Annotated in this window: 25 protein-coding genes; 15 read left to right on the top strand and 10 right to left on the bottom strand. The window is 70.1% G+C overall.

Going from position 1 to position 21,553, the window contains the following annotated elements:
- Positions 1-44: 44 nt before the first annotated feature.
- From NAF06_RS06675 to NAF06_RS06685, 3 genes are read right to left on the bottom strand one after another with little or no spacing between them, the layout of a single operon-like run.
- Positions 45-989, bottom strand: a complete 945-nt coding sequence (locus NAF06_RS06675) for a carbohydrate ABC transporter permease (protein WP_008585122.1) — start codon at positions 987-989, stop codon at positions 45-47.
- Positions 986-1,972, bottom strand: a complete 987-nt coding sequence (locus NAF06_RS06680; protein WP_008585120.1) for a carbohydrate ABC transporter permease — start codon at positions 1,970-1,972, stop codon at positions 986-988. The genes NAF06_RS06675 and NAF06_RS06680 overlap by 4 nt, the downstream gene beginning before the upstream one ends.
- A gap of 53 nt (positions 1,973-2,025) precedes the next feature.
- On the bottom strand, positions 2,026-3,333 hold the full coding sequence (locus NAF06_RS06685) for an ABC transporter substrate-binding protein (protein WP_008585118.1): 1,308 nt from the start codon (positions 3,331-3,333) through the stop codon (positions 2,026-2,028).
- Between the two features lie 255 nt (positions 3,334-3,588).
- On the opposite strand from NAF06_RS06685, the gene NAF06_RS06690 reads away from it, so the two are divergent.
- The 5 genes from NAF06_RS06690 to NAF06_RS06710 all read left to right on the top strand — a co-directional run bounded on the left by NAF06_RS06690 (position 3,589) and on the right by NAF06_RS06710 (position 8,009).
- A complete protein-coding gene (locus NAF06_RS06690) occupies positions 3,589-4,245 on the top strand; it encodes a DUF4013 domain-containing protein (protein ID WP_008585116.1) in 657 nt (218 codons plus the stop codon).
- Between the two features lie 88 nt (positions 4,246-4,333).
- Positions 4,334-5,383, top strand: coding sequence for an AAA family ATPase (locus tag NAF06_RS06695; RefSeq protein ID WP_008585114.1), 1,050 nt, complete (start codon positions 4,334-4,336; stop codon positions 5,381-5,383).
- The gene (locus NAF06_RS06700) at positions 5,380-6,024 is read left to right on the top strand and encodes a protein sorting system archaetidylserine decarboxylase (RefSeq protein WP_008585111.1); all 645 of its coding nucleotides are present in this window, start codon (positions 5,380-5,382) and stop codon (positions 6,022-6,024) included. The genes NAF06_RS06695 and NAF06_RS06700 overlap by 4 nt, the downstream gene beginning before the upstream one ends.
- Before the next feature lie 73 nt (positions 6,025-6,097).
- Positions 6,098-6,748 (top strand): HVO_2922 family protein, encoded by a 651-nt coding sequence (locus NAF06_RS06705; protein WP_008585109.1) that lies wholly within the window; start codon positions 6,098-6,100, stop codon positions 6,746-6,748.
- A gap of 88 nt (positions 6,749-6,836) precedes the next feature.
- A complete protein-coding gene (locus NAF06_RS06710; protein WP_008585107.1) occupies positions 6,837-8,009 on the top strand; it encodes a DNA primase large subunit in 1,173 nt (390 codons plus the stop codon).
- 52 nt (positions 8,010-8,061) lie between these two features.
- Here the strand turns inward: NAF06_RS06710 and NAF06_RS06715 are convergent, their stop codons facing one another.
- The 5 genes from NAF06_RS06715 to NAF06_RS06735 all read right to left on the bottom strand — a co-directional run bounded on the left by NAF06_RS06715 (position 8,062) and on the right by NAF06_RS06735 (position 10,685).
- Positions 8,062-8,277 (bottom strand): DUF7472 family protein, encoded by a 216-nt coding sequence (locus tag NAF06_RS06715; RefSeq protein ID WP_008585104.1) that lies wholly within the window; start codon positions 8,275-8,277, stop codon positions 8,062-8,064.
- A 55-nt stretch (positions 8,278-8,332) separates the two neighbouring features.
- Positions 8,333-8,524 carry a hypothetical protein gene (locus NAF06_RS06720; protein WP_006628976.1) on the bottom strand — a complete coding sequence of 64 codons (192 nt, stop codon included), beginning with the start codon at positions 8,522-8,524 and terminating at the stop codon, positions 8,333-8,335.
- Between the two features lie 121 nt (positions 8,525-8,645).
- Positions 8,646-8,990 (bottom strand): 50S ribosomal protein P1, encoded by a 345-nt coding sequence (rpl12p, locus tag NAF06_RS06725; protein ID WP_008585101.1) that lies wholly within the window; start codon positions 8,988-8,990, stop codon positions 8,646-8,648.
- Positions 8,991-9,006: 16 nt separating this feature from the next.
- Positions 9,007-10,050, bottom strand: coding sequence for a 50S ribosomal protein L10 (locus NAF06_RS06730; protein ID WP_008585099.1), 1,044 nt, complete (start codon positions 10,048-10,050; stop codon positions 9,007-9,009).
- Complete coding sequence (locus NAF06_RS06735) at positions 10,047-10,685, bottom strand: 50S ribosomal protein L1 (RefSeq protein ID WP_008585097.1); 639 nt, start codon at positions 10,683-10,685, stop codon at positions 10,047-10,049. Before NAF06_RS06735 ends, NAF06_RS06730 begins: the two co-directional genes overlap by 4 nt.
- Before the next feature lie 328 nt (positions 10,686-11,013).
- On the opposite strand from NAF06_RS06735, the gene NAF06_RS06740 reads away from it, so the two are divergent.
- Together NAF06_RS06740 and NAF06_RS06745 are read left to right on the top strand one after the other, a co-directional pair.
- Positions 11,014-12,558, top strand: a complete 1,545-nt coding sequence (locus NAF06_RS06740) for an acyl-CoA carboxylase subunit beta (RefSeq protein ID WP_008585095.1) — start codon at positions 11,014-11,016, stop codon at positions 12,556-12,558.
- Entirely contained in the window at positions 12,558-12,917 is a 360-nt protein-coding gene (locus tag NAF06_RS06745) for a DUF8022 family protein (RefSeq protein ID WP_008585094.1), read from the top strand. Before NAF06_RS06740 ends, NAF06_RS06745 begins: the two co-directional genes overlap by 1 nt.
- 236 nt (positions 12,918-13,153) lie before the next feature.
- Here the strand turns inward: NAF06_RS06745 and NAF06_RS06750 are convergent, their stop codons facing one another.
- The gene (locus NAF06_RS06750; protein WP_008585092.1) at positions 13,154-13,381 is read right to left on the bottom strand and encodes a DUF7987 family protein; all 228 of its coding nucleotides are present in this window, start codon (positions 13,379-13,381) and stop codon (positions 13,154-13,156) included.
- Positions 13,382-13,507: 126 nt separating this feature from the next.
- On the opposite strand from NAF06_RS06750, the gene NAF06_RS06755 reads away from it, so the two are divergent.
- From NAF06_RS06755 to NAF06_RS06780, 6 genes are all read left to right on the top strand, one after another.
- The gene (locus NAF06_RS06755; protein ID WP_008585090.1) at positions 13,508-15,370 is read left to right on the top strand and encodes an acetyl-CoA carboxylase biotin carboxylase subunit; all 1,863 of its coding nucleotides are present in this window, start codon (positions 13,508-13,510) and stop codon (positions 15,368-15,370) included.
- A 433-nt stretch (positions 15,371-15,803) separates the two neighbouring features.
- Positions 15,804-15,998, top strand: coding sequence for a hypothetical protein (locus NAF06_RS06760; RefSeq protein WP_008585089.1), 195 nt, complete (start codon positions 15,804-15,806; stop codon positions 15,996-15,998).
- 36 nt (positions 15,999-16,034) lie between these two features.
- The gene (locus NAF06_RS06765) at positions 16,035-16,172 is read left to right on the top strand and encodes a hypothetical protein (RefSeq protein WP_160162878.1); all 138 of its coding nucleotides are present in this window, start codon (positions 16,035-16,037) and stop codon (positions 16,170-16,172) included.
- Positions 16,173-16,261: 89 nt separating this feature from the next.
- Positions 16,262-16,609, top strand: a complete 348-nt coding sequence (locus tag NAF06_RS06770) for a hypothetical protein (RefSeq protein WP_008585086.1) — start codon at positions 16,262-16,264, stop codon at positions 16,607-16,609.
- Positions 16,610-16,776: 167 nt separating this feature from the next.
- The gene (locus NAF06_RS06775) at positions 16,777-17,250 is read left to right on the top strand and encodes a TRAM domain-containing protein (RefSeq protein ID WP_008585084.1); all 474 of its coding nucleotides are present in this window, start codon (positions 16,777-16,779) and stop codon (positions 17,248-17,250) included.
- A gap of 493 nt (positions 17,251-17,743) precedes the next feature.
- Complete coding sequence (locus NAF06_RS06780; protein WP_008585082.1) at positions 17,744-18,229, top strand: Tfx family DNA-binding protein; 486 nt, start codon at positions 17,744-17,746, stop codon at positions 18,227-18,229.
- Between the two features lie 51 nt (positions 18,230-18,280).
- Here the strand turns inward: NAF06_RS06780 and NAF06_RS06785 are convergent, their stop codons facing one another.
- Entirely contained in the window at positions 18,281-19,342 is a 1,062-nt protein-coding gene (locus NAF06_RS06785) for a succinylglutamate desuccinylase/aspartoacylase family protein (RefSeq protein ID WP_049908822.1), read from the bottom strand.
- A 229-nt stretch (positions 19,343-19,571) separates the two neighbouring features.
- On the opposite strand from NAF06_RS06785, the gene NAF06_RS06790 reads away from it, so the two are divergent.
- Together NAF06_RS06790 and NAF06_RS06795 are read left to right on the top strand one after the other, a co-directional pair.
- Positions 19,572-20,399, top strand: a complete 828-nt coding sequence (locus tag NAF06_RS06790; RefSeq protein WP_008585078.1) for an MBL fold metallo-hydrolase — start codon at positions 19,572-19,574, stop codon at positions 20,397-20,399.
- 62 nt (positions 20,400-20,461) lie between these two features.
- Positions 20,462-21,550 carry a molybdopterin-dependent oxidoreductase gene (locus tag NAF06_RS06795; protein WP_008585076.1) on the top strand — a complete coding sequence of 363 codons (1,089 nt, stop codon included), beginning with the start codon at positions 20,462-20,464 and terminating at the stop codon, positions 21,548-21,550.
- Positions 21,551-21,553 lie beyond the last annotated feature (3 nt).

Below are 21,553 nucleotides of genomic sequence, written 5' to 3' on the forward strand. Positions count from 1 at the left end.
TGGTTGCTGTCGGATCATAGATTGCTGCTGGCGAACGGTCGCGATCACGTCGCCACCCCCTCGGCGAACTCCTCGCCGAACGCAATGTACACCGCGAGCGTCGGCAGGGCGGCGATGAACGCGCCCGCCATTCGGAGCGCGAAGTCCTGGCCTTCGAGCGACGTGCCCAGCCCGGCGAGGATCAGGACGATCGGCGCGGCCGCGCTGGACTCCGTCTGGACCAACACGAGCGTGAACAGGAGGTCGTTCCAGATCTGGGTGAACTGATAGATCAGGACCACCGCGAACATCGGTCCCGAGAGCGGGAGGACGATCCGGCGGTAGATGCGGCGAATGGACGCGCCGTCCAGCCGCGCCGCCTCGATCATCTCCCCGCTCATGTTCTTGTAGTACGACCTGAACAGGACGGTACAGATCGGCAGGCCGTAGGCCACGTGGGTGACGATGAGCTCGACGATGCCCACGTAATCGTCGTTGATCCCCAGACTCCACAGGAACCCCAGCGACTCCTCGATGGGAACCATCGACCAGAACTGCGAGAGGGGCACGAGCACGGCCTGATACGGGATGAATATCCCCGCGACGAACAGCGCGAGGATCGGCGCTTTGTACTTCGGCTTCCAGTCCGACTGCGTGATCCCGTAGGCAGCGAAGCTCCCGAGCAGCGCCGAGATGACGGTCGCGGGGATCGCGTACAGCGCGCTGTTCACGAGTCCGCGTCCGAGCGCGTCGAACGCGGCCTGCCACTTTCCGAGGGTGAATGTGCCCCCGGTCGGCGGCGCGAACGGAAGCGATCCGGTGACGCCGCTGGAGGTCTTAAACGAGGTGACGAGTCCGGACTCGATCGGGATCAGGAAGAACGCCAGCATCCCGAGCAGCCCGAGATACAGGAGGACTCGGTACCCGTCGACCCCCGAGAGCGCCCCGTCGGACGCCCCGGCGCTCGTCTCCGATACCGTTCCGCCGTCGGTTCGTGCGTCGTCGCTCATAGGTTGCCTCTGTTGTACTGGTAGTAGAGGTACGGACCGACGATGCCGAGCGTCATCAGGAACAGCGCGATGGCTATCGCCGACGCGTACGCCCAGTTCAGGTTCGCGTACGCCTCACGAACCATCTTGGTCGCGAGGATGTCCGCCCCGTTCGGTGGCCGGTAGCCGCCCACCAGCGAGTACAGGAAGTCGAACGCCTTCAGCGCGAACACCATCAGGACGACGGACGCGCTGATCGTCGACCCCTTCAGCTGGGGGATGATCACGCGCCAGTACATCCGGACCGTCGACGCGCCGTCGACCTTCGCCGCCTCGTAGTGCTCGCTCGGAATGGCGCGCAGGCCCGCGAGGTACACGACCATCGCGTACCCGGCGAACTGCCACATCAGCGCGAACATCACCGCCCAGAGGACGATGTCCGGGTTCCCGAGCCAGTCGACCCGGCCGAGCCCGAGCGAAGAGATGACGATGTTGATGACCCCGTTGTTGAAGTTGAACATCCACGCCCAGAACTGGGCGGTGACGACGAACGAGAGGCTCATCGGCAGCAGATAGATCGTTCGGAACGTGTTCTCGAATCGGATGTTCCGGTCGACCAGAATCGCCAGCCCGAGCCCGAGCCCGAGCGTCACCAGGGTGAACCCGACGAGCAGGATGAAGGTGTTGACCGCGGCGTCGACGAAGCCACTCTCCGCCAGCGCCCGGGTGTACATTTCGAGGTCCAGATCGCCGTAGTTAGGGTTTCCGAAGCCGCTGAAGTCCGTCAGCGATATCAGGAAGTTCCAGATGATCGCCCCGTAGACGAACAGGCCCACCAGCAGGAACGGCGGGAGCCAGAACTGCGACGACTCGACGAAGTCGCTGCCGAAGCGGTCGTTCAATGCGGCGATCGGACTGAATCCGGACTCGCTCGCGTCCTCGGTGACGCCGCCGTCCGTGACTGCGTCGCCACTGTCGTCACCGGTGTCAGTGTTCCGTGTCATATGGTTCGTCGTGTGCCGAAACCGCCGAAATCCGGTCGCATCGTGGACCGGAGTTAGTTGGAGACCGCGTCGACGAAGCCTTCGGTGGCGGCGTCGACGTTGTACGGTCCGGAGAACTCGCTGGAGATCACGTCGTTCAGCGCCGTCATCGTCTCCGAGGGGACGCCCAGCCCGTGCTGGAGGTTCGGGGGACGCTCCTCGGCGCTGGCGAAGTCTTCCTGCGTCTCCTGGAGGTACGGGCCGAACTCGCTCATGTCGATGTCGGTCCGCGTCGGGATCGAGCCCTTATACTGGTTGAACGCGACCTGTGCCGCCTCGCTCCCGACGAACGCCATGAACTGGTCCGTCACGCCCGGCGACGGGTTGTCGGACGGGTAGAGGAACGAGTCGAAGTGGAGCATGTACATGCCCTCCGAGCCGGGGTACGTCTTGAAGCCCCAGTCCTCGTCGTAATTGAAGTCCTCGGCGTTCCGGTAGGCACCGGCCGCCCAGTTCCCCTGATGGATGAACGCCGCGTTCCCCTCGATGATGTTCTGGTTGGACTCCGTGAGCCCGATCGAGGAGGCGTCCTCGTTGATGTAGTTCCCGAGGATCTCGGCAAGCGACTCGAAGGTCGCGCGGACGGCCTCCTCGTCGGGGCTCCCGTCGAGGAAGTTCATGTACGCCTCGTACCCCTCCTGGCCGAGCATCGTCGAGGAGAACAGCTGGGTCGTCGTCCAGGTGCCGCTCGCGCCGTGGGTCATCGGAATCGCGTCCGTCTCGCTCTGGACCGTTTCCAGCGCGTCGATGAGCGCGGACACGCTCGTCAGGGAGTCGGGGTCGACGCCCGCATCCTCGACGACCGAGGTGTTGTAGAACAGACAGTTCAGCCGGTGGGAACCGAGCGGAACCGCGCGGTACGCGCCGTTCTGCTGGTGGAGATCGACGGCCTCCTGGACCATCACGTCCTCGAAGCCCTCCTCCTCCCAGACGCTCCCGACGTCGCCCAGAACGCCCTCGTAGCGCTGGAGGTTCGGGCCGGGCCAGCCGGCGAACGCGCTCGGCGGCTCGTTGTTCTGGAGCCGGTTCGCCACGACCGCGTCGAGGTTCTGGTTCCCGCCGCCCCCGATCGGGTTGAACTCGTGTTCGATGTCGGGATACTCCTCTTCGAAGGCCTCGACGAGCGCTTCCGCGGCCGTCGCGCCGTCGCCGCCGGTCCACGCGTGAAGGACCTCGAGCGTGCCTCCGCTTCCCCCGTCGCCGCCGTCGCCGCCGTCGCCGCCGTCACCGCCGCCCGAACAGCCGGCGAGACCCGCGAGGGTCGCCGCCCCCGTCGCTCCGACGAAGTGTCGCCGCGATAACCGCTTGTCTTGGTCTGTCATGGTACTTCACGGTAGACAATGGACGATTGCCATATATACTTACTCATTACTCTAGAACAATTTCTGAAACGCCGCCGAGCCCCATCACTCGGTTGTATTCCCCCGATTTCCGTTTTCGGACCCGGCGGGACCGTGCCGATACCGGCGCGAGATTGAGGAGCTCCGGGGCCGGACCGGAAGCGATCGACGCCGGACTCGGACTGGTTCCGACACCGGACCGACGGGCATACTACGGTCCGGCGGATGGGCACACGCATGCGCCCCTCGATCGCCGCGGTCTCGTATCCCGTCGCCGGCGAGGCTGGGGAGCGGCCGCTCCTCGCCGTCTGGCTGCTGCTCGCGCTCTCGGTCGTCGTGCCGGTCCTCCCGGCGATCCCCGTCGTCGGCTACCTCGTCCGCGCGCTGGCCGCCAGCGAGCGCGGCGACTCCCTACCGCCGTTCCTCGCCGACGGGCGGACGCTCCTCCGCCGGTCGCTCGGCGGACTGGTCGTCTGTCTGGCCCTCCTCGGCGTTCCGTTCGCCGCGCTCCTCGTGACCGTCTACGGCATCGTCACGCTGGAACCCGGCGCGAACGCGCCCGTCGGTCGCATCCTCGCCGGGTCGACCGCCGTCCTCTTCGTCGGACTCCTCGGGACGTACCTCGCGCCGGTGGCCCTGACGGCGTACGGCCGCGGCGGCTCCCTCAGACGGGCGTTCTCCTCCGAGACGCTCCGGCCGGTGGCCGGTCACGCCGCCTACTTCTTCGGGTGGACGCTCGGGTTCACCGCGCTCGTCGTCACGGTCGGCGTCGGCGGCGCGCTGTTCACGCTCTCGCGGATCGGGCCGCTCGCCGGCACCTTCGTCCTCGCTTACGGCCTCCTCGTGACCGTGTACCTCTGGGGTCGCGCGGTCGAGCGCGCGAGACGAAGGTGAGCCGACGCCGCGAACCGAGCCGACGCTGCGAACTGCGGCGACGCCGTGACCGACCGATTCTTGACCGCGCGGTCCCGACGTGCCGGTAATGCAGGGACCGCTCTGGACGGACACGCACGCGCCGGACCTCGACGAGATCCGGCAGGACGAGGCCCGCGACCGCCTCCGTCGGGCCGTCGACGAGCCGATGAACCTCGTCGTTCAGGGGCCGCCGGGCGTCGGGAAGACGGCGGCGGCCCGGGCGCTCGCCGACGCCTCTCACGCGGACCCGGAGGCCGACCTGATCGAGATCAACGTCGCCGACTTCTTCGGCCGGACGAAAAAGGAGATCCGGACCGACCCGCGGTTCGAGGGGTTCCTCGAGGGGCGGAGCCGGATGGCGAAACGCGACATGATAAACCGCGTGCTGAAGGAGTCCGCGTCGTACGCGCCGATGTCCGGCGAGTACAAGACGGTCCTGCTGGACAACGCCGAGGCGATCCGCGAGGACTTCCAGCAGGCGCTGCGCCGCGTGATGGAGAAGCACCACCGGACCACGCAGTTCGTGATCGCCACCCGCCAGCCCTCGAAGCTGATCGCGCCGATCCGGTCGCGCTGTTTCCCGGTCCGCGTGCGCTCGCCGACGACCGACGAGACGATCGACGTCCTCGAAGCGATCTGCGACCGCGAGGGCGTCGACTACGACGGCGACGGGCTGGAGTTCGTCGCCAGCGCGGCGGGCGGCGACCTCCGCGAGGCGATCCTCTCCGCGCAGGCGACCGCGGTCGAGAGCGACGAGATCACCATGTCGACCGCCTACGAGACGCTCGGCGAGGTCGGCGACGACGACGCGCTCCGCGGGGCGCTCGCCGACGCCCGGAACGGCGACCTGAAGGACGCCCGCTCGACGCTCGACGACCTGCTCGACGAGGGGTACGACGGGCAGGAACTGCTCCGCGAGACGCTCCGGGTCGCCCGCGCCGGCTCCGAGTACGGCGGCGACGACCTCGCGCGGCTCCACGCGCTCGCTGGCGAGGCCGACCTCGACCTCTCCGACGGGCTCGACGACACGACCCACCTCGTCCACCTGCTGGCGGCGTGGGCGGCCGGGCGGACCGAGCTCTCGCCCGCGCTGCGGGACGCGGAGGTCGCGCCGTGAGTCGGACCCCGCCGCTCGCCCGGCTCCTCCCGTTCCCGGTGGTCGACGCCGCGTGGGACCTGGCGCTCGTCCCGGCGCTCGCGGGCGCGGTGGCGCTCCCGCTCGTCCCGCCGGTCGGGGTCGCGCTCGTCGCGCTCGCGGTCGGGGTCCTCTGGTTCCACCGCGACCCGGAACGGCACCCGCCGACGGGCGACGACGCCGTCGTCTCCCCGGCCGACGGCACCGTCTCCGTGGTGCGCGAGGAGGGGTCGCGGCTCCGCGTCGGCGTGTTCATGAACGTCACCGACGTCCACGTCAACCGCGCGCCGCTCGCGGGCGAGGTCCGCGAGGTGCGCCACCGCCCTGGCGCGAACCGCCCGGCGTTCGACAAGGAGTCGGACCGCAACGAGCAGGTCGCGGTCGACTTCGGCGAGTACGAACTGCTCGTCATCGCGGGCTGGTTCGCCCGCCGGATCCACCCGTCGGTCGAGGCGGGCGACCGCGTCGAGCGCGGCGACCGCGTCGGCCACGTCTCGTTCGGCTCCCGCGCGGACGTGGTGCTGCCCGCGGACGTGACACGCGACGACCTGCTCGTCACCGAGGGCGACAGCGTGCGCGCGGGCGAGACCATCGTCGCGGAGCGACCGGGCGACGACCGCTGACCCGGTCCCTCCGGACCGCCTCCGTCGGGTCCGGGCATACGCTTTTGTTTCGCGGCGGTGACTGGTTCCGTGTATGTCGGACGAGACCATCCACGAGTCGAGGCGGTCGCGGACGCGACAGGGACTGGCCACGTACCTCCGCCGGATCGCCCGGGCGCTGGGTCGCGGCGACCCGGTCCCGGTCGACGAGGACGGCACGGTGACGGTCGACGCGGCCGCGACCGGCGACGTCGAGGTCGAACTCGAACGCGAGGACGGCACGGTCCACTTCGAGGTCGAGATGGAGTGGCCGGAGGAGGAGGCCGTCGTCGACGAGGACGCGGCCGCGAGCAAGGCGACGTTCGAGCTGTACGCCGACAGCGCCGGCGACTTCCGCTGGCGGCTCCGCCACGACAACGGGAACATCATCGCCGACGGCGGCGAGGGGTACTCGGACAAGCGCGACGCCCGGTCGGGGATCGAGAGCGTCCAGCGCAACGCGCCCGGCGCGCACGTCGTCGACGTCTCCCGCGACGAGGAAGCACCGGACGAGGGCGGCAGCGACGCGACCTTCGAGCTGTTCCGCGACAGCGCCGACGAGTACCGCTGGCGGCTCCGCCACGACAACGGCAACGTCGTCGCCGACGGCGGGCAGGGGTACTCTTCCAAGCAGAAGGCGAAGCAGGGCCTCCGCAGCGTCAAGTCGAACGCCCCCGGCGCGGCCGTCGAGGAGTCCGACGAGTAGCTCTCGCGGTCGGACCTCCCTCCGTCGACGCCCGCACCGACCGCGGACCGCACCGCTTATTCGCCGGCCCTCACTACCTCTCGCCGACATGGACGCGCTCGACGCCAAGTACCCGTTCTTCGCGAGCGCCCGCGAGGCGGTCGCGGCGGCCGCGGTGTCTCTGCCGGAGCTCGTCGCGGCCGACGCCCCCGCCGTCGAGCGCGCCCGCGAGCGGGTCGAACGCGCCCTCCTCGAAGGGACCGTCGCCTCCGAGAGCGGCGCGTTCCCGGGCGAGTCGGCGTACGACGCCCAGGCGGAGCTGCTCTCGTACCCCATTGCGCGGATCCTCGTCTCCCTGCTCGACTCCGACCCGGCCATCGAGAAGTACGCGGCGGCGGAGGCGGCGACCGCGATGGAGCGGGTCCGCCGCGACCTCGACGCCGATGACGAACTGCGGTCCGTCTCGTCCGCGACGGTCACGCTCGACGACCTGCTCGCCGAGTTCGACCTCGCGGACGCCGTCCGCCCCGACGCGACCACCCCGGTCGGCGTCGGTCGGGGGGTCGCGGGCGGCGGCGCGGCGGGAACCGGGAGCGCCGGCCGCGACCCGAGCCACTACCGGATCGACGTCGGGCCGTACCTCCGGCTCACCTCGCCCGACTGGGGCGACTCGTGGCGGCTCGTCAACCGCGCGCTCGCCGACGGCGCGGTGCGCGTCTCGCGCGACGAGCTGCTCGTCGCGCTGGAGGCCGCCGTCGAGGAGCGCGTCGCCGAGGGGCTCCCCTTCGAGCTGGCGGCCGACGAGGGGATTGGCGAGGCGCTGGAGTCGCGGGTCGCCGACCTCAGGCGGCTGCTCTCCGAGCGCACCTACGCCGAGCCGCCCGACGTCGTCGCGCCCGACCTGTTCCCGCCGTGTATGACCAACCTCATCGAGAAGGCCGAGCGCGACGCCGCGCTCTCCGCTCCGGAGTCGTTCGCGCTGATGGCGTTCCTCGTCGGCATCGGCATGACGCCGGACGAGGTGGTCGCCTTCTGTACGGACACCAGCCTCGACGCCGAGGGGATCCGCTACCAGACCGAGTACCTGACCGACGACCGGGGCACCCAGTACCCGCCGCCGACCTGCGAGACGCTCGCGAACTACGGGATCTGTCACAACGAGGACGACCACATGCAGGTCGCGGCCGACCCGCTCTCGTATTACGAGAAGCGGGTGGCCGCCGCCGACGACGTGACCGACTGGCGGGCCGGGCGGGAGGCGGACGACCCGAGCGAGGCGTGACGCCGACGCGCCGCGACGACCGCTGACGGAGCGAGAAAACGGAGCGGACCGCCTATGACTCGTCGTTCGCGCGCATCAGGTACGTACCGACGCCGGCCATCAGGAGGACGAACCCGGCCAACAGCGCGACGAGCGCGAGCGCGCCCGCCTCCGGGAGGACGGTCGATCCGCCGAAGGTGACCCCGATGCCGACCAGCGCGACGATGAACACCGCGGCCGCCGCCAGCGAGACGGTGATCTGCCGACGGAGCTCCGCGTCGATTTCCATGGCTGCGGCTTCCCGTCGCCACTAAAAAAGGACTTCGATGGCCGCGCCGCCCGCCTCACTTCGCCAAGTGCGTGATGTCCCGTCGCAGGGTGTAGCCGCGCGGGACCCCGACGACCCCCAGACACTCGCCGCACAGCACTCGCTCGTAGTCGCGGTTGGTCTCCTTCTCCAACAGTGAGACGTCCGCGAGCGGGAACACCGACTCGCAGCGATCGCACTCCGCCTTGTCGCCGTCGACGATCTTCATCGACTTCCCGTTCCGGCGATCGGCACATAAATTCGCGGACGGCGTTATCACTCGGGATAGCGAGGGCCGATAAAAAATCGAGTCGCGGGTCGGCGCGGTCGGGGTCCGAGCGGTTCCGGCGTTAACCGAAGAGCTCGCCGAGACCCTCGCCGCCGTCGCCGTCTTCCTCGTCGTCCTCGTCGGCCGCTTCCTCGGCGGCGTCTGCCTCGTCGTCCTCGTCGTCGTCGCCGTCGTCGGCGGACGCGTCGGCGTCGGCGGAACCGCCCGCGGCCGCGCCGGCGGCGGGTGCCGCGGCGGCCGTCTCGATGGCCTCCTCGATGTCGACGTCCTCCAGCGCGGCGACGAGCGCCTTGACGCGGGACTCCTCGACGTCGACGCCGGCGGCTTCCAGCACGCCGGTGACGTTGTCTTCGTTGATCTCTGCTCCAGTCTCGTTCAGGATGAGCGCAGCGTAAACGTATTCCATTGGTGTGTACCTCGTGTTATCCGAACATCGCGCCGAGTCCGTCGCCGCCGTCGCCGCCGTCGTCCTCGTCGTCGGCGTCGTCGGTGGCCTCCTCGGCGTCTTCCGTCTCTTCGTCCGCCTGTTCCTCCTCGTCGGCGTCGTCGGCCGCCGGCTCGGTCGCCGGCGCGGCCTCGACGCCCTGAAGCTCCTCGGGGAGCGCCTCCTCGTCGTCGATCTGCGCCGCGAGCGCGCGGAGCTGGGCGTCGGCCTTCCCGATCAGGTCGGGCACGACGTCCGGGCTCTCGATCTCCGCGAACAGGCCGACGGACTTCGCCTCGCCGGACGCCTTCGCGAGAAGGGTGCCGGCGGTGGCGGCCGTCGGGTACGCGGCGTTGACCGAGAGGTTGCGCGCGCCGGCCGCGGCGGACTGGATGTCCGCGCGGTACTCGTCGACGTCGATTTCGAGCTCGTCCGGCTCGAACAGGACGCCCTCGGAGTAGACGGCGCGCAGGTCCAGCCCGACCTCCTTCGGCTCGATGCCGAGTTCGACGAGGACGTTCGCGAGGTCGGCGTCGACGACCTCGCCCTCCGTCAGCACCGTCGAGTCCTCGGTGACCTTGATCGAGCCGTCCTGGATGCGGGCGGCCGCGCCCACGGTCTGGAGCTCGCCGACGAACGGCCCCGGGTCGACGCCGGTGTCGCCCTCGGGGATCACGATGTCGTTGGGAGCCACCTCGCCCTCGTTGATCGGGGCGGGGGTCTTCGAGGCTTCGAGCTGCTTGAAGAGGCCGAACGGGTTGTCGTTGGTGCCGACGAGCGCCACCTGACCGCTGACGTACTCCGTCAGCGCCTCGACCCCGTCGTCGACCTCCTCCAGCGCTCGGTTCGTGAGCGTGTTGCGGCTCATGCGGACGGCGGCCGAGCCGTGAAGCTCCCGGCGCATGGCCTGGAGCTGGCGGCTCGGAATGCCGGCCACGCCGACGATCCCGACCGAGTTGTACGAGTCGATGAAGTCGACGAGCTCGTCGACCTCCTCGCGTTTCCACTCGGGGATCGTCTCGGTCTTGCGGACCGAGCTCATACGGGCACCTCCTTCGCGGGACCCATCGTGGTCTTCACGTAGATCCCGTCGATGTTGAGCGGCCCCTTCTCGAGGTCTGCTTCGAGTCGCCGGATGATGACGTCGATGTTGTCCGAGATCGCGTCAGCGCCCATGTCCTCGGCACCGACGCGGGTGTGGAACGTGCGCCGGTCGCGCGACCGGAGCTGCACCGTGTTCTTCATCCGGTTGACTGTGTCGACGACGTCGTCGTCCGGCTGTAGTGGGGTAGGCATCTTCCCGCGCGGACCGAGGACGGTACCGAGGTACCGACCGATGTCCTGCATCAGGTTGGCCTCCGCGACGAAGAAGTCGGTATCGTCGGCCAGGTCCTTTGCGCGGTCGTCGTCGTCTCCTAAGTCTTCGAGGTCGTCGCTGTCGAGCACTTCGTCAGCGACCTCCTCTGCGCGGACGGCGGTTTCGCCCTCCGCGAAGACGACGATCTGTGTCTCCTGCCCCGTTCCAGCCGGCAGCACGACGGACTCGTCGATACGGTTCGACGGATCGTTGAGGTCGAGGTCTCGCAGGTTGATCGCGATGTCCACGGTCTCGCGGAAGTTCCGCTCGGGCGCATCGTCGAGTGCGAGGGTTACGGCCTCTTGTATTGTGTCTGCCATTTTCACCTCCGTAGTACGCAGGTCGCTCCTACGGGTCAGTGAAACAGGCGAAGCCTGTCTCAACGGAGAGTGGTTCATCGGAGGGTTAAAACCGTCGAACCGCCCGCGGCCGTGTGAACCGGAGACAGGGCCTGTGCGGGCGGTCGCGGTCGAGGCCGGGCGGCGCGACGGCGGAACCGACCGGCTGCGCCGGTGGTTCGGCGGGACCGACCGCCCGTCCACGCCGGCAGTTCGACGCGCGTCGAAGCCGAAAACGTCGGATAGGGGAACCCTTTTGACGGCGCTCGCCGACCCACGAGGTAATGACGCAGGGTGGTCCGCCGTGACGATGGACGACCGCATCGAAGACCTCCGCGAGCGCCGCGAGCGGGCGGCGAAGGGCGGGGGCGAAGACCGGATCCAGTCGCAACACGACAAGGGGAAGATGACCGCCCGCGAGCGGATCGACTACTTCCTCGACGACGGCACCTTCCACGAGTTCGACCGGTTCCGCACCCACCGCAACCACACCTTCGGGATGGAGGAGAAACAGATCCCGGGCGACGGCGTGGTGACCGGCTACGGCGAGGTGAACGGCCGGAAGACGTTCGTGTTCGCGCACGACTTCACCGTCTTCGGCGGGTCGCTCGGCGAGGTGTTCGCCGAGAAGGTGTGCAAGGTGATGGACAAGGCGATGGACGTGGGCGCGCCCGTCGTCGGGCTCAACGACTCCGCCGGCGCGCGGATCCAGGAGGGGGTCGCCTCGCTCGGCGGCTTCGCGGAGATATTCCGGCGCAACACGGAGGCGTCGGGCGTCATCCCCCAGATATCGGCGATCATGGGCCCGTGCGCCGGCGGCGCGGTGTACTCGCCCGCCATCACGGACTTCACGTTCATGGTGAAAGACACCTCGCACATGTTCATCACCGGGCCGGACGTCATCGAGACGGTCACCGGCGAGGAGGTGAGCTTCGAGGAGCTGGGCGGCGCGGTCACCCACTCGTCGACCTCCGGCGTCGCGCACTTCGCCGAGGAGAGCGAGGAGGACGCCCTCGACAACATCGCGCGGCTCCTGTCGTACCTCCCCGCGAACAACGTCGAGGACCCGCCGCGCGTCGAGCCGTGGGACGACCCCGAGCGCGCCGACGACGAGCTGGCCGAGATCGTCCCCGACGCGCCGCGCAAGCCGTACGACATGAAAGACGTGATCGGCAGCGTCGCCGACGAGGGCTCGTTCTTCGAGGTGCAGGAGAACTTCGCGAAGAACATCGTCGTCGGCTTCGCCCGCCTCGACGGCCACTCCGTCGGGGTCGTCGCGAACAACCCCCGCGTGAACGCCGGCACCCTCGACATCGAGGCGAGCCAGAAGGGCGCGCGGTTCGTCCGCTTCTGTGACGCGTTCAACATCCCCATCGTCACCTTCGAGGACGTGCCCGGATTCATGCCCGGCACCGACCAGGAACACAACGGGATCATCCGCCACGGCGCGAAGCTGCTGTACGCCTTCTCGGAGGCGACCGTCCCGCTGCTCACCGTCATCACCCGGAAGGCGTACGGCGGGGCCTACTGCGTGATGTCGTCGAAGCACATCGGCGGCGACGTGAACTACGCGTGGCCGACCGCCGAGATCGCGGTGATGGGGCCGAAGGGGGCCGTCAACGTCCTCTACCGGGAGGAGCTGGCCGAGGCGGACGATCCGGACGCGCGCAGACAGGAGCTCATCGACGAGTACCGCGAGGAGTTCGCGAACCCCTACACCGCCGCCGACCGCGGCTTCGTCGACGACGTGATCGAGCCGACCGAGACCCGTGCGCGCCTCGTCGAGGACCTGAAGATGCTGAAGGGGAAGAGCACGGACCAGCCCGCCAAGAAGCACGGCAACATCCCGATCTGATGGCGGTCGACGACGACCCGGTCGACGGGGAGACCGCCGGCGGTGAAGAGGCGGCCGTCGACGGGGAAGCGGCCGGCGGCGAGGGGACTGACCCCGCGGCGGCCGCGCTCGCCGGCCTGTCGATTCCCGACGACGCCGGCGACGACGAGGCGGCCGCCATCGCGGCGGCGGTGGCCGCCCACCTGCGCGACGGCGAACTCGCCGCCGCGGCCGCCGCGGGGGACGGGGACGACGGCCGCGAGGAGGACCGGTGGGGGCTCGCCGGCCGGATCGACCGGCTCCACCGACGCCGGGTTCGCGTGCCCGCCGACGCGCCGAAAGATCCGTGGACCGCGGCGGGGCGGAGCGACCGGTTCTGAGCGTCCGTCGCGCCGAACGCTCCCTCGCGAGACCCGACCGATCGCCGGACCGACCGGTATCGGGATCCGGACACGTCGAACGGAACTCCCGGACGCGGAGGCGTCCGGCCGCGCGCATTCCCCCGACGACGCGGCGTCGGACCGTCGCGCCGTCGACTCGGCCCTGACTCAGGGCGCGTTCGTAGGTACGCCCGCTGACATATATACCTGTGGTAACGCGTCTCTCGGTCGCGCGCTCAGCGCGCTCCCTCGTCGCCGGTCGGGTCGTCGTCCCCGCCCAGCCCCTCCGACGGCTCCCGGCCGCCGAGGAGTCGGTTGAGGACGGTCGGCACGACGACGACGAACGCGAGGAGCGCGCCGATCCGGATCGGCAGCGACGCGTCGGTGACGACCGTGAGGCCGAGGTAGACGGCGGCACCGGCCAGCGTCGACGGCAGCACGTACGGGTTTCCCGCGTCGAGCATACCTCGTCGTGTCGCCCGGTGTCCCCTTAACCGTCTCGACACGTTCCGCCGGTCGGCGTCGAGCGCCCCCGCGCCCCGGCGCGGACCGACAGAGTTTGGTAGCAGTTCGTGGAAGAACCGACAGGAATGTTCGATAAGGTTCTCGTGGCGAACCGCGGCGAGATCGCGGTCCGAGTGATGCGCGCCTGTGCGGAGCTCGGCGTCGACACCGTCGCCGTCTACAGCGACGCCGACAAACACGGCGGCCACGTCCGGTACGCGGACGAGGCGTACAACGTCGGGCCGGCGCGCGCGGCCGACTCGTACCTCGACGGCGAGGCGGTCGTCGAGGCGGCGCGCGCGGCCGACGCCGACGCGATCCACCCAGGCTACGGCTTCCTCGCGGAGAACGCCGACTTCGCGGCCCGCGTCGAAGCGGCCGACGGGATCACGTGGATCGGCCCCGAGAGCGACGCGATGGAGCGCCTCGGAGAGAAGACCCACGCCCGCCGCGTGATGGACGACGCGGGCGTCCCGATCGTCCCCGGGACGACGGAGCCGGTCACCGACGTCGAGGCGGTGACCGAGTTCGGCGACGAGTACGGCTACCCGGTCGCGATCAAAGCCGAGGGCGGCGGCGGCGGGCGCGGCATGAAGGTCGTCGAGAGCGCCGACGAGGCCGCGGACGCGCTCGAATCGGCGAAACGCGAGGGGGAGGCGTACTTCTCGAACGACTCGGTGTACCTCGAACGCTACCTCAAGACCCCCCGCCACGTCGAGGTCCAGATCGTGGCGGACGACCCGGACGGGTCGGTGAGCGAGAGCGACGTGGTCCACCTCGGCGAGCGGGACTGCTCGCTCCAGCGCCGCCACCAGAAGGTGATCGAGGAGGGGCCCTCCCCCGCGCTCTCCGACGAACTGCGCGAGCGGATCGGCGAGGCCGCGCGTCGGGGCGTCGCCGCCGCCGACTACACCAACGCCGGGACGGTCGAGTTCCTCGTCGAGGAGGACCCCGACCGCGACCCGTCGGAGCCGCTCGGCCCGGAGACGAACTTCTACTTCCTCGAAGTCAACACCCGGATCCAGGTCGAACACACCGTCACGGAGGAGCTGACGGGGATCGACATCGTCAAAGAGCAGCTCAGGGTCGCCAGCGGCGAGGGCCTCTCCGTCTCGCAGGACGACGTGGAGCTTGAGGGGCACGCGATCGAGTTCCGGATCAACGCCGAGAACGCGGCGAACGACTTCCAGCCCGCCAACGAGGGGTCGCTGGAGACGTACGACCCGCCGGGCGGGATCGGGGTTCGCGTCGACGACGCGCTCCGGCAGGGCGACGAGCTGGTCACCGACTACGACTCGATGATCGCGAAGCTAATCGTGTGGGCCCCGGACCGCGAGGAGTGTCTCGCGCGGTCGAAGCGCGCGCTCGCCGAGTACGACATCGACGGCGTCGTCACCATCGTCCCCTTCCACCGGCTCATGCTCGACGATCAGCGCTTCGTCGACGGCACGCACACGACGAAGTACCTCGACGAGGAGTTGGACGCCGACCTCGTCGCCGACGCGCAGGAGCGGTGGGGCTCCGAGACGGCGTCCGCGGGCGACGACGACGAGGAGGTGACGGAACGCGAGTTCACCGTCGAGGTGAACGGCAAGCGCTTCGAGGTCGAACTGGAGGAGCGCGGCGCGCCCGCCGTCCCGGTCCCGGAGAGTGGCGGCGGCGCGGGCGGCACCCAGCGCCCGCCGCAGGCGAAATCTGACGACGGCGGCGACGACGGGGTCGACGTCGCCGAGGGCGGCGAGTCGATCGACGCGGAGATGCAGGGGACGATCCTCTCGGTCGACGTGAGCGAGGGCGACGAGGTCGCCGCCGGCGACGTGGTCTGCGTCCTCGAAGCGATGAAGATGGAGAACGACGTGGTCGCCGAGCGCGGCGGCACCGTCGCGAGCGTCCACGTCGGCGAAGGCGACAGCGTCGACATGGGCGATGTCCTGATCGTGCTGGAGTAATCCGCCACACGCCGCGAGAACCCGTCTTTTCCACTCCGTCGGCGCGTGCCTGCGAGGCCGCCTCGCGGCCGAGCAGCACGCGCGAGGGAGTCGCTGGCGGCCGGAGCGGAGCGACGGCCGTCAGCGACGAGGCTGGGGAGGTGTGAGGTGCTGCCGCGGTGCGGAACGGGGCGGGAATCGAAGGGGCAGTCGCGAGGATGAAGCACGACGAAGCAAGCACCGCAGGAGCGAACGAAGTGAGCGACGAGGAGCGCAGGGAGTCGCGCGAGTCCTCGCGACTGGGGCTTCGGTGGTCTCGGTCAGAAAATAGATTTCGTCGCAGCGAGCGGCCGGGGCTTCGGCGGTCATGCCGGCCAGTGATCGATAATCGGCAACGTATTATCGAGGAGTTTCATCCGGAAAAGAATTTCATCGAGGGCGATCAACGGCCGGTATGCCCTCCCCGCGTCGCGTCGTCGAGGCGTGGATCGCCCTCTGTCTCACCGTCGGGCAGCTCACGTCGTTTGCCGTCCGAACCGCGTCGTCCGTCTCGCCGACCCTCGAAGGAATAGCCGGACTCGCCGCTTCCCTCGCCGCCGCGCTCGGCCTGCTCCGACTGCGTCCCGAACTGGACATCGGACGGCTCTAGCGGTTCGCGTTCACCGCCTGGGGCCTTCTCATCCTGATGATGGTCGCCTCGCTCGGCGGCCGACTGATCGGCGTCTCCTTCGACGCGTACGAGTCGTACTCGTTCCCGCTCGCGGTCGTGGTCGCACTCCTCATGGAACCCGTCTACGAGTCCGGGGCGCTGCCGTGGACGTGACCGCCGGATCCGACGTTCGCGTCCCACCGAGCCGCCCCCGTTTCGAGCCGACCGACGGGATTTAACCGACCGCCCGAAAAGGAGGGTACATGGAGCCGGTCGACGACTGGCGCGCCGCGATCGAGGCGGCCGGAGAGCTGACCGGCCCGATCGCCGCGGGCATCGTCGACGAACACGGCGACCGCGGGCAGCGCGCGATCGAGGCCGTCGGCGAGGGGCGGGTGAAACAGTACCGCGACTTCACCGTCGTCGTCGGCCACGAGGACGAGTACGTGGTCGAGGACGGCGAGTGCGACTGCGCCGACGCGACGTACAACCTCGACCCCGATGACCCCTCCGAGCGCTGCTGGCACGCCATCGCGGTCGACGTCGCGGACGCGCTCGACGCCGTCGACCACCACGACATGTGGTACTCCGAGGTCCGCGAGTTCCTCTGAGCCCCGCCCGGCGCGCGCTCCCCGTCGGTCTCATCCTCTCGGCCGCTCTCGTCCGCGTTCCCACCCGTTCTCATCAGTCGCCGCTCATCCGTGTGAATCGGCCGTTTTCGCAAATTTCGGTCTGGGAGTCGAAAACGTTTACAACGGCGGCCGGTCTCCCCTACGGTATGGCGGACTGTCCACTCGCCGACGAATGCCCCAGTTTCGACGAACGGATCGAGGGAATGGGGTGTCAACACTACGGCAACAAAGGCGGCGCGGAGTGGTGTAACCACTACGACATGCCGATCTACGAGCTGAAACAGCAGCCGGTCCAGCCCGGCGAGGTCGTCACCGTCGAGGTCGACGACATCCACGAGAGCGGTGCCGGCGTCGGCCGCACCGACGACGGGTTCATCGTCCTCGTCGACGGCCTGCTCCCCCCGGCGCGCGCCGAGGTGAAGATCCACCGGGTGAAGTCCAGCCACGCGACGGCACAGGACGTGGTCGAGCGCCTCCCCGACGACCCGGAAGACGAGGAGGCCGACGACGCGACCGACGCGGACGACGGCGAGATCGACGCGGACGACGACGAGAACCACCGCCGCGACCGCCCGGACCGCGAGCGACTCGGCAGCCGCGAGAACTTCTGGGGCAAGTGACCGGCGTCTCGGGGTGACCCCCGCCCCACGGACAGTCCGGACGCCGCCGATTGCGACGCGAACTTCTGACGCTACGTTGCTGTGGTGGTCTGAAACCACCGGACCGGATCGACGCGAACTCGAGTGAACTCATGCCCGTCCACTGCGACGCAGTCGCTTCTACGGACACGACCGCCGAAGCCCCAGCCGCGAGGACTCGCGCGGCTCGCTGTGGTCCTCAGTCGCTCACTCCGTTCGCTCCTTGCGGTCCTTGCTTCGCCGGGCTTCGTCCTCGCGGCTGCCCCTTCGAGTCCCGCCCCACACAGCACCGCAGCCTCACACCTCCCCAGCCTCGTCAGTCGGCCTCCGCTTCGCTCCGGCCGACTGACTCCCTCGCGCGTGCTCCTCACGCCCTGACGGGCGTTCGGAGGCACGCGCCGGATCGATGGGGATCGGTCCGTCCGCCGCCCGCCGAAACCGCCGTTTTTTGACCGCCCGGCCCGTCGGTGATCACATGGTGGCAGACGACGGGCACCCCGACCCCGCGGACGTCGACGCCGACTCGGTCCTCGACCGGGCGGGGTTCGACGCCGACGAGAGCGTGCTCACCCGCCGACAGGCGGAGGTGCTGGCGCTCCGCGAGCGCGGGCTCCGGCAGTCGGACATCGCGGACCGGCTCGGCACCTCGCGTGCGAACGTCTCCAGCGTCGAGGCGAGCGCCCGCGACAACGTCGAGAGCGCCCGCGAGACGGTCGCGTTCGCTGAGGCGCTGTCAGCGCCGGTCCGCGTCGAGATCGAGGCGGGGACCGACCTCTACGACGCCCCCAAGCGCGTGTACGACGCCTGCGACGAGGCCGGCGTGAAGGTGAACCAGACCGCGCCGGAGCTGATGCGAGCGATCGGCGACCGCGCGGGCGACGCGGTCCACGGCCGCGAGGTCCGCCGCCGGCTGTTCGTCACGGTCGCGGCGGACGGACAGATCCGGGTCCGACGACCGTAACCGGCGCTCGAACGCGTTCGCCCCGATTCTCACTCCTCGACGCTCCGCTTCTCACTCGCCGTCGATCCGCTCGGCGACGCCGACGAGCGTCGCGCCCGCGGTGACGGTCGACTCCCGGGCGACCGAGTACGCGATCCCGTCGCGGTCGGCGCGCGCGACCTGAAGCGTCTCGAACGTCGTCGGGTCGAACACCTCGCCGACGCGCTCCCCGTCCTCGACCCGATCCCCGACGGCGAGGTTCGGTTCGGGGACGAACAGCCCGGAGTCGTCGGCGATCACCCGACCGAGGTGGTTGCGCGCGACGGTCCCGTCCCACGGGTCGGGGTCGCCGCCGAGCAGCCCCTCGCGCCGCAACACGCCGAGCATCCCCGTCACGCCGGTCGCGACCGCCTCCGGAACGACCTCCCGGCTGTGGGCGAGTTCGGGCGTGATCGTCGGGATCCCCTCGCGGGTGGCGGCGACGCGGAACTTCCCGGCGAACCCGCGTTCGTCCCACTCCGTGTCCGCGTCGTCCCCGGCCGCCTCCGCGAGCAGGAGGTCGGTGCCGAACGCCTCCGCCAGCCCGCGGCAGTCCTCGTCGCCGCGCATGTACACCGTGTGCGTCGCCATCGCCGGCGACCCGGTGTGGAGGTCGACGACCGCGTCGGCCTCGCTCGCGAACGCCCAGAGCCGGGCCGCCATCCGCTCGTGGAGCGATCCCTCGGGGTCGCCGGGCCAACACCGGTTCATGTTCGGCTGCCGCGAATCGAGCGACTCCGGCGTCGTGTACGACACGCGGTCGAACGTGAGCGGGTCGGCGACGGGGACCGTCACGAGCGTCCCGTCGAGGTCGGCGGCCGACGGTTCCTCCCCGCCGCCGGGCTCGGGGGCGTCCGCGGCTTCGGACGCCGCCCCGACGAGCCGGTCGTGGAGTCGCCGGAGGACCGCGGCCCCGTTCACCTCGCGGCCGTGCTGTGCCGCCTGCGCGTACACGACCGGCGAGTCCGCCGGTGCGTCGAGTTCGGGGCCGTCGTCGCCGTCGACGAGTTCGCCCTCGCCGTACGCGTGGACGGTCGTCCGGATCGGCACGCCCGAGGGGAGCCGAGCGAGGGTGAGGCTGCGACTGGTGTGCATGCGTCCCGGTCGGTCCGGCTCCGGGTTATACGTCCGGGATGCGGTCCGGGCGAGCGCGCGGCGGTTCCGCCGCCGCGGCCGCCTCCACCACCCGATTGCCTCCACCACCTGACCGTCTCCGCCACCGCGGCCGCTTCCACCACCCGATTGGCTCCACCACGTGACCGTCTCCGCCACCGCGGCCGCCGCGACCGCGGACGCTAAGGCCGTGGCCCGTCCATCACGTCCCATGCGCGTCACCCTGCTCGGGACGGGCGACACGACCGGGACCCCGACGGTCGGCTGCGACTGCGACACCTGTCGGACGGCCCGCGAGCGCGGGGTGTCGCGGTCGCGCTTCTCTGTCCACGTCGCCAACGAGCGCACCGGAGAGTCGCTGCTCGTCGACTTCAGCCCGGACTTCAGACAGCAGTTCCTCGCGGCCGACGTCCCCCTCCCGGACGCCGGGCTCGTGACGCACATCCACTTCGATCACCTCGACGGGCTCGGGAACGTCTACCGCCTCGTCGACGGGCTCCCGGTCCACGCCCCGTCTGAGACCGACCCTGCGACCGACGAGAGCGTCGCGGAGACGATCCGCCGCAAGTACGACTATCTCGAAGACCGGATCGGCGTCCACGCCCGCGACCCGTTCGAGCCGTTCGAGACCTGCGGGTTCGAGGTTCGGTTCGTCCCTGTCGATCACCCCCCGCTCGTCTGTTACGGCGTCGTGATCGAAGAGCCCGAGACGGGCGCGAAGCTCTCTCTCACGGGCGACACGAGCTACGACGTCCCCGAGCGCTCCCGCGAGGCGCTCGCCGACCCGGACCTCCTGCTCGCCGACGCCATCGTCCCGGCCTCGCTCTGTGACCACCACCCGATCGGCGGGCGGCACGAGGGCCCTGACGGCGTCCCGCGCACCTTCGGCACGAAGCACATGACTCGCGAGGGCGCGCTCGCGCTCGCCGACGACCTCGACGCCCACCGGACCCGGCTCGTCCACCTCGCGCACTACTACCCGGCCGACGAGGCGTTCGAGGAACCGCTGGCGGTCGACGGCGAGACCTACGAGTTGTAGTCCGGCGGAAGCGGTCCCGCTCGACTGTACCCTTTTGTCTCGGTAGCACTTATCACGCGTAGATGGCTGCGACGGACCGACTCCGCGCCGCGCTCGACCGGCTGGAGCCGCCGCCGCGGGCGGTCGACTGGTCGCTGTTCGCGTTCGTCGTCGCCGAGGCGCTCACGGGGCTGGTCTCGTTCACGGTCGGCGTTCCCGAGGGCTGGCCGCTGTTCTGGCTCCACCGCGCGCTCGGGGTCGGTATCGTCGCGCTGCTCGCGTGGAAGCTCGCCCGGGTCCGCCGCCGCCTCACGGACCCCGGCCTCTGGAGACGCTCGACCGCGCTCTCCGTCCTCACGCTCGTCGCCGCCGTCGGCGCGATCGGGACCGGCGTCGCGTGGGTGTTCGGCGTCGACGTACGGCTCTCGTACTGGACGCTGCTCTCAGTTCACGTCGGCTTCGGGCTCGCTCTGGTCCCGCTCGTGGCCGCGCACGCGGCGACCCGGTTCCGGCTCCCGCGCCGCGTCGATTTCGAGCGGCGACGGACCGCAGTTAGCTACTTCGCGCTGCTCGCGGCCGGCGGCGCGGCCTACCGGCTTCAGCAGGCCGCGAACGACGCGCTCGACACCGCGGGGGCCGACCGCCGGTTCACCGGCTCACAGCCCCGCGAGGGGGCGGGCAACGCCGCCTTCCCGATCACCTCGTGGGTCGCTGACGACCCCGCCCCGATCGACCGCGACGACTACCGGCTGACGGTCGGGGGGCTCGTCTCCGACCCCGCCGAACTGACGGTCGACGACCTCGCCGCCGGCCACGAGACGGAGGCGCTGCTCGACTGTACGAGCGGCTGGTACACGGTCCAGAAATGGGGCGGGATCCGCGTCGGCGACCTGCTGGACGCGGCCGGCGAACTCGGTGACGACGCGGCCTACGTCCGGTTCACCTCGGTCACGGGCTACCGCTGGAGCCTCCCGATCGACGAAGCCGAGGACGCCCTGCTCGCCACGCGCGTCGGGGGCGAACCGCTCTCGCACGGCCACGGCGCGCCCGCCCGTCTCGTCGCTCCCGACCGGCGCGGCTTCCAGTGGGTGAAGTGGGTGACGCGCGTCGAGGTGCGGGCGGAGTACGACCTCGGCCAGTGGGTCGTGACGCTGGTGAGCGGGTTCGACTGATCG

Origin of the sequence: Halorubrum hochsteinianum, assembly GCF_023702125.1 — an archaeon.
GTDB lineage: Archaea > Halobacteriota > Halobacteria > Halobacteriales > Haloferacaceae > Halorubrum > Halorubrum hochsteinianum.

Coding starts and splice junctions, on each gene's coding strand:
- NAF06_RS06675 (WP_008585122.1), bottom strand. CDS start 989: ATGAGCGACGACGCACGAACCGACGGCGGAACGGTATCGGAGACGAGC.
- NAF06_RS06680 (WP_008585120.1), bottom strand. CDS start 1,972: ATGACACGGAACACTGACACCGGTGACGACAGTGGCGACGCAGTCACG.
- NAF06_RS06685 (WP_008585118.1), bottom strand. CDS start 3,333: ATGACAGACCAAGACAAGCGGTTATCGCGGCGACACTTCGTCGGAGCG.
- NAF06_RS06690 (WP_008585116.1), top strand. CDS start 3,589: ATGCGCCCCTCGATCGCCGCGGTCTCGTATCCCGTCGCCGGCGAGGCT.
- NAF06_RS06695 (WP_008585114.1), top strand. CDS start 4,334: ATGCAGGGACCGCTCTGGACGGACACGCACGCGCCGGACCTCGACGAG.
- NAF06_RS06705 (WP_008585109.1), top strand. CDS start 6,098: ATGTCGGACGAGACCATCCACGAGTCGAGGCGGTCGCGGACGCGACAG.
- NAF06_RS06710 (WP_008585107.1), top strand. CDS start 6,837: ATGGACGCGCTCGACGCCAAGTACCCGTTCTTCGCGAGCGCCCGCGAG.
- NAF06_RS06715 (WP_008585104.1), bottom strand. CDS start 8,277: ATGGAAATCGACGCGGAGCTCCGTCGGCAGATCACCGTCTCGCTGGCG.
- NAF06_RS06720 (WP_006628976.1), bottom strand. CDS start 8,524: ATGAAGATCGTCGACGGCGACAAGGCGGAGTGCGATCGCTGCGAGTCG.
- rpl12p (WP_008585101.1), bottom strand. CDS start 8,990: ATGGAATACGTTTACGCTGCGCTCATCCTGAACGAGACTGGAGCAGAG.
- NAF06_RS06730 (WP_008585099.1), bottom strand. CDS start 10,050: ATGAGCTCGGTCCGCAAGACCGAGACGATCCCCGAGTGGAAACGCGAG.
- NAF06_RS06735 (WP_008585097.1), bottom strand. CDS start 10,685: ATGGCAGACACAATACAAGAGGCCGTAACCCTCGCACTCGACGATGCG.
- NAF06_RS06740 (WP_008585095.1), top strand. CDS start 11,014: ATGGACGACCGCATCGAAGACCTCCGCGAGCGCCGCGAGCGGGCGGCG.
- NAF06_RS06745 (WP_008585094.1), top strand. CDS start 12,558: ATGGCGGTCGACGACGACCCGGTCGACGGGGAGACCGCCGGCGGTGAA.
- NAF06_RS06750 (WP_008585092.1), bottom strand. CDS start 13,381: ATGCTCGACGCGGGAAACCCGTACGTGCTGCCGTCGACGCTGGCCGGT.
- NAF06_RS06755 (WP_008585090.1), top strand. CDS start 13,508: ATGTTCGATAAGGTTCTCGTGGCGAACCGCGGCGAGATCGCGGTCCGA.
- NAF06_RS06760 (WP_008585089.1), top strand. CDS start 15,804: ATGCCCTCCCCGCGTCGCGTCGTCGAGGCGTGGATCGCCCTCTGTCTC.
- NAF06_RS06765 (WP_160162878.1), top strand. CDS start 16,035: ATGATGGTCGCCTCGCTCGGCGGCCGACTGATCGGCGTCTCCTTCGAC.
- NAF06_RS06770 (WP_008585086.1), top strand. CDS start 16,262: ATGGAGCCGGTCGACGACTGGCGCGCCGCGATCGAGGCGGCCGGAGAG.
- NAF06_RS06775 (WP_008585084.1), top strand. CDS start 16,777: ATGGCGGACTGTCCACTCGCCGACGAATGCCCCAGTTTCGACGAACGG.
- NAF06_RS06780 (WP_008585082.1), top strand. CDS start 17,744: ATGGTGGCAGACGACGGGCACCCCGACCCCGCGGACGTCGACGCCGAC.
- NAF06_RS06785 (WP_049908822.1), bottom strand. CDS start 19,342: ATGCACACCAGTCGCAGCCTCACCCTCGCTCGGCTCCCCTCGGGCGTG.
- NAF06_RS06790 (WP_008585078.1), top strand. CDS start 19,572: ATGCGCGTCACCCTGCTCGGGACGGGCGACACGACCGGGACCCCGACG.
- NAF06_RS06795 (WP_008585076.1), top strand. CDS start 20,462: ATGGCTGCGACGGACCGACTCCGCGCCGCGCTCGACCGGCTGGAGCCG.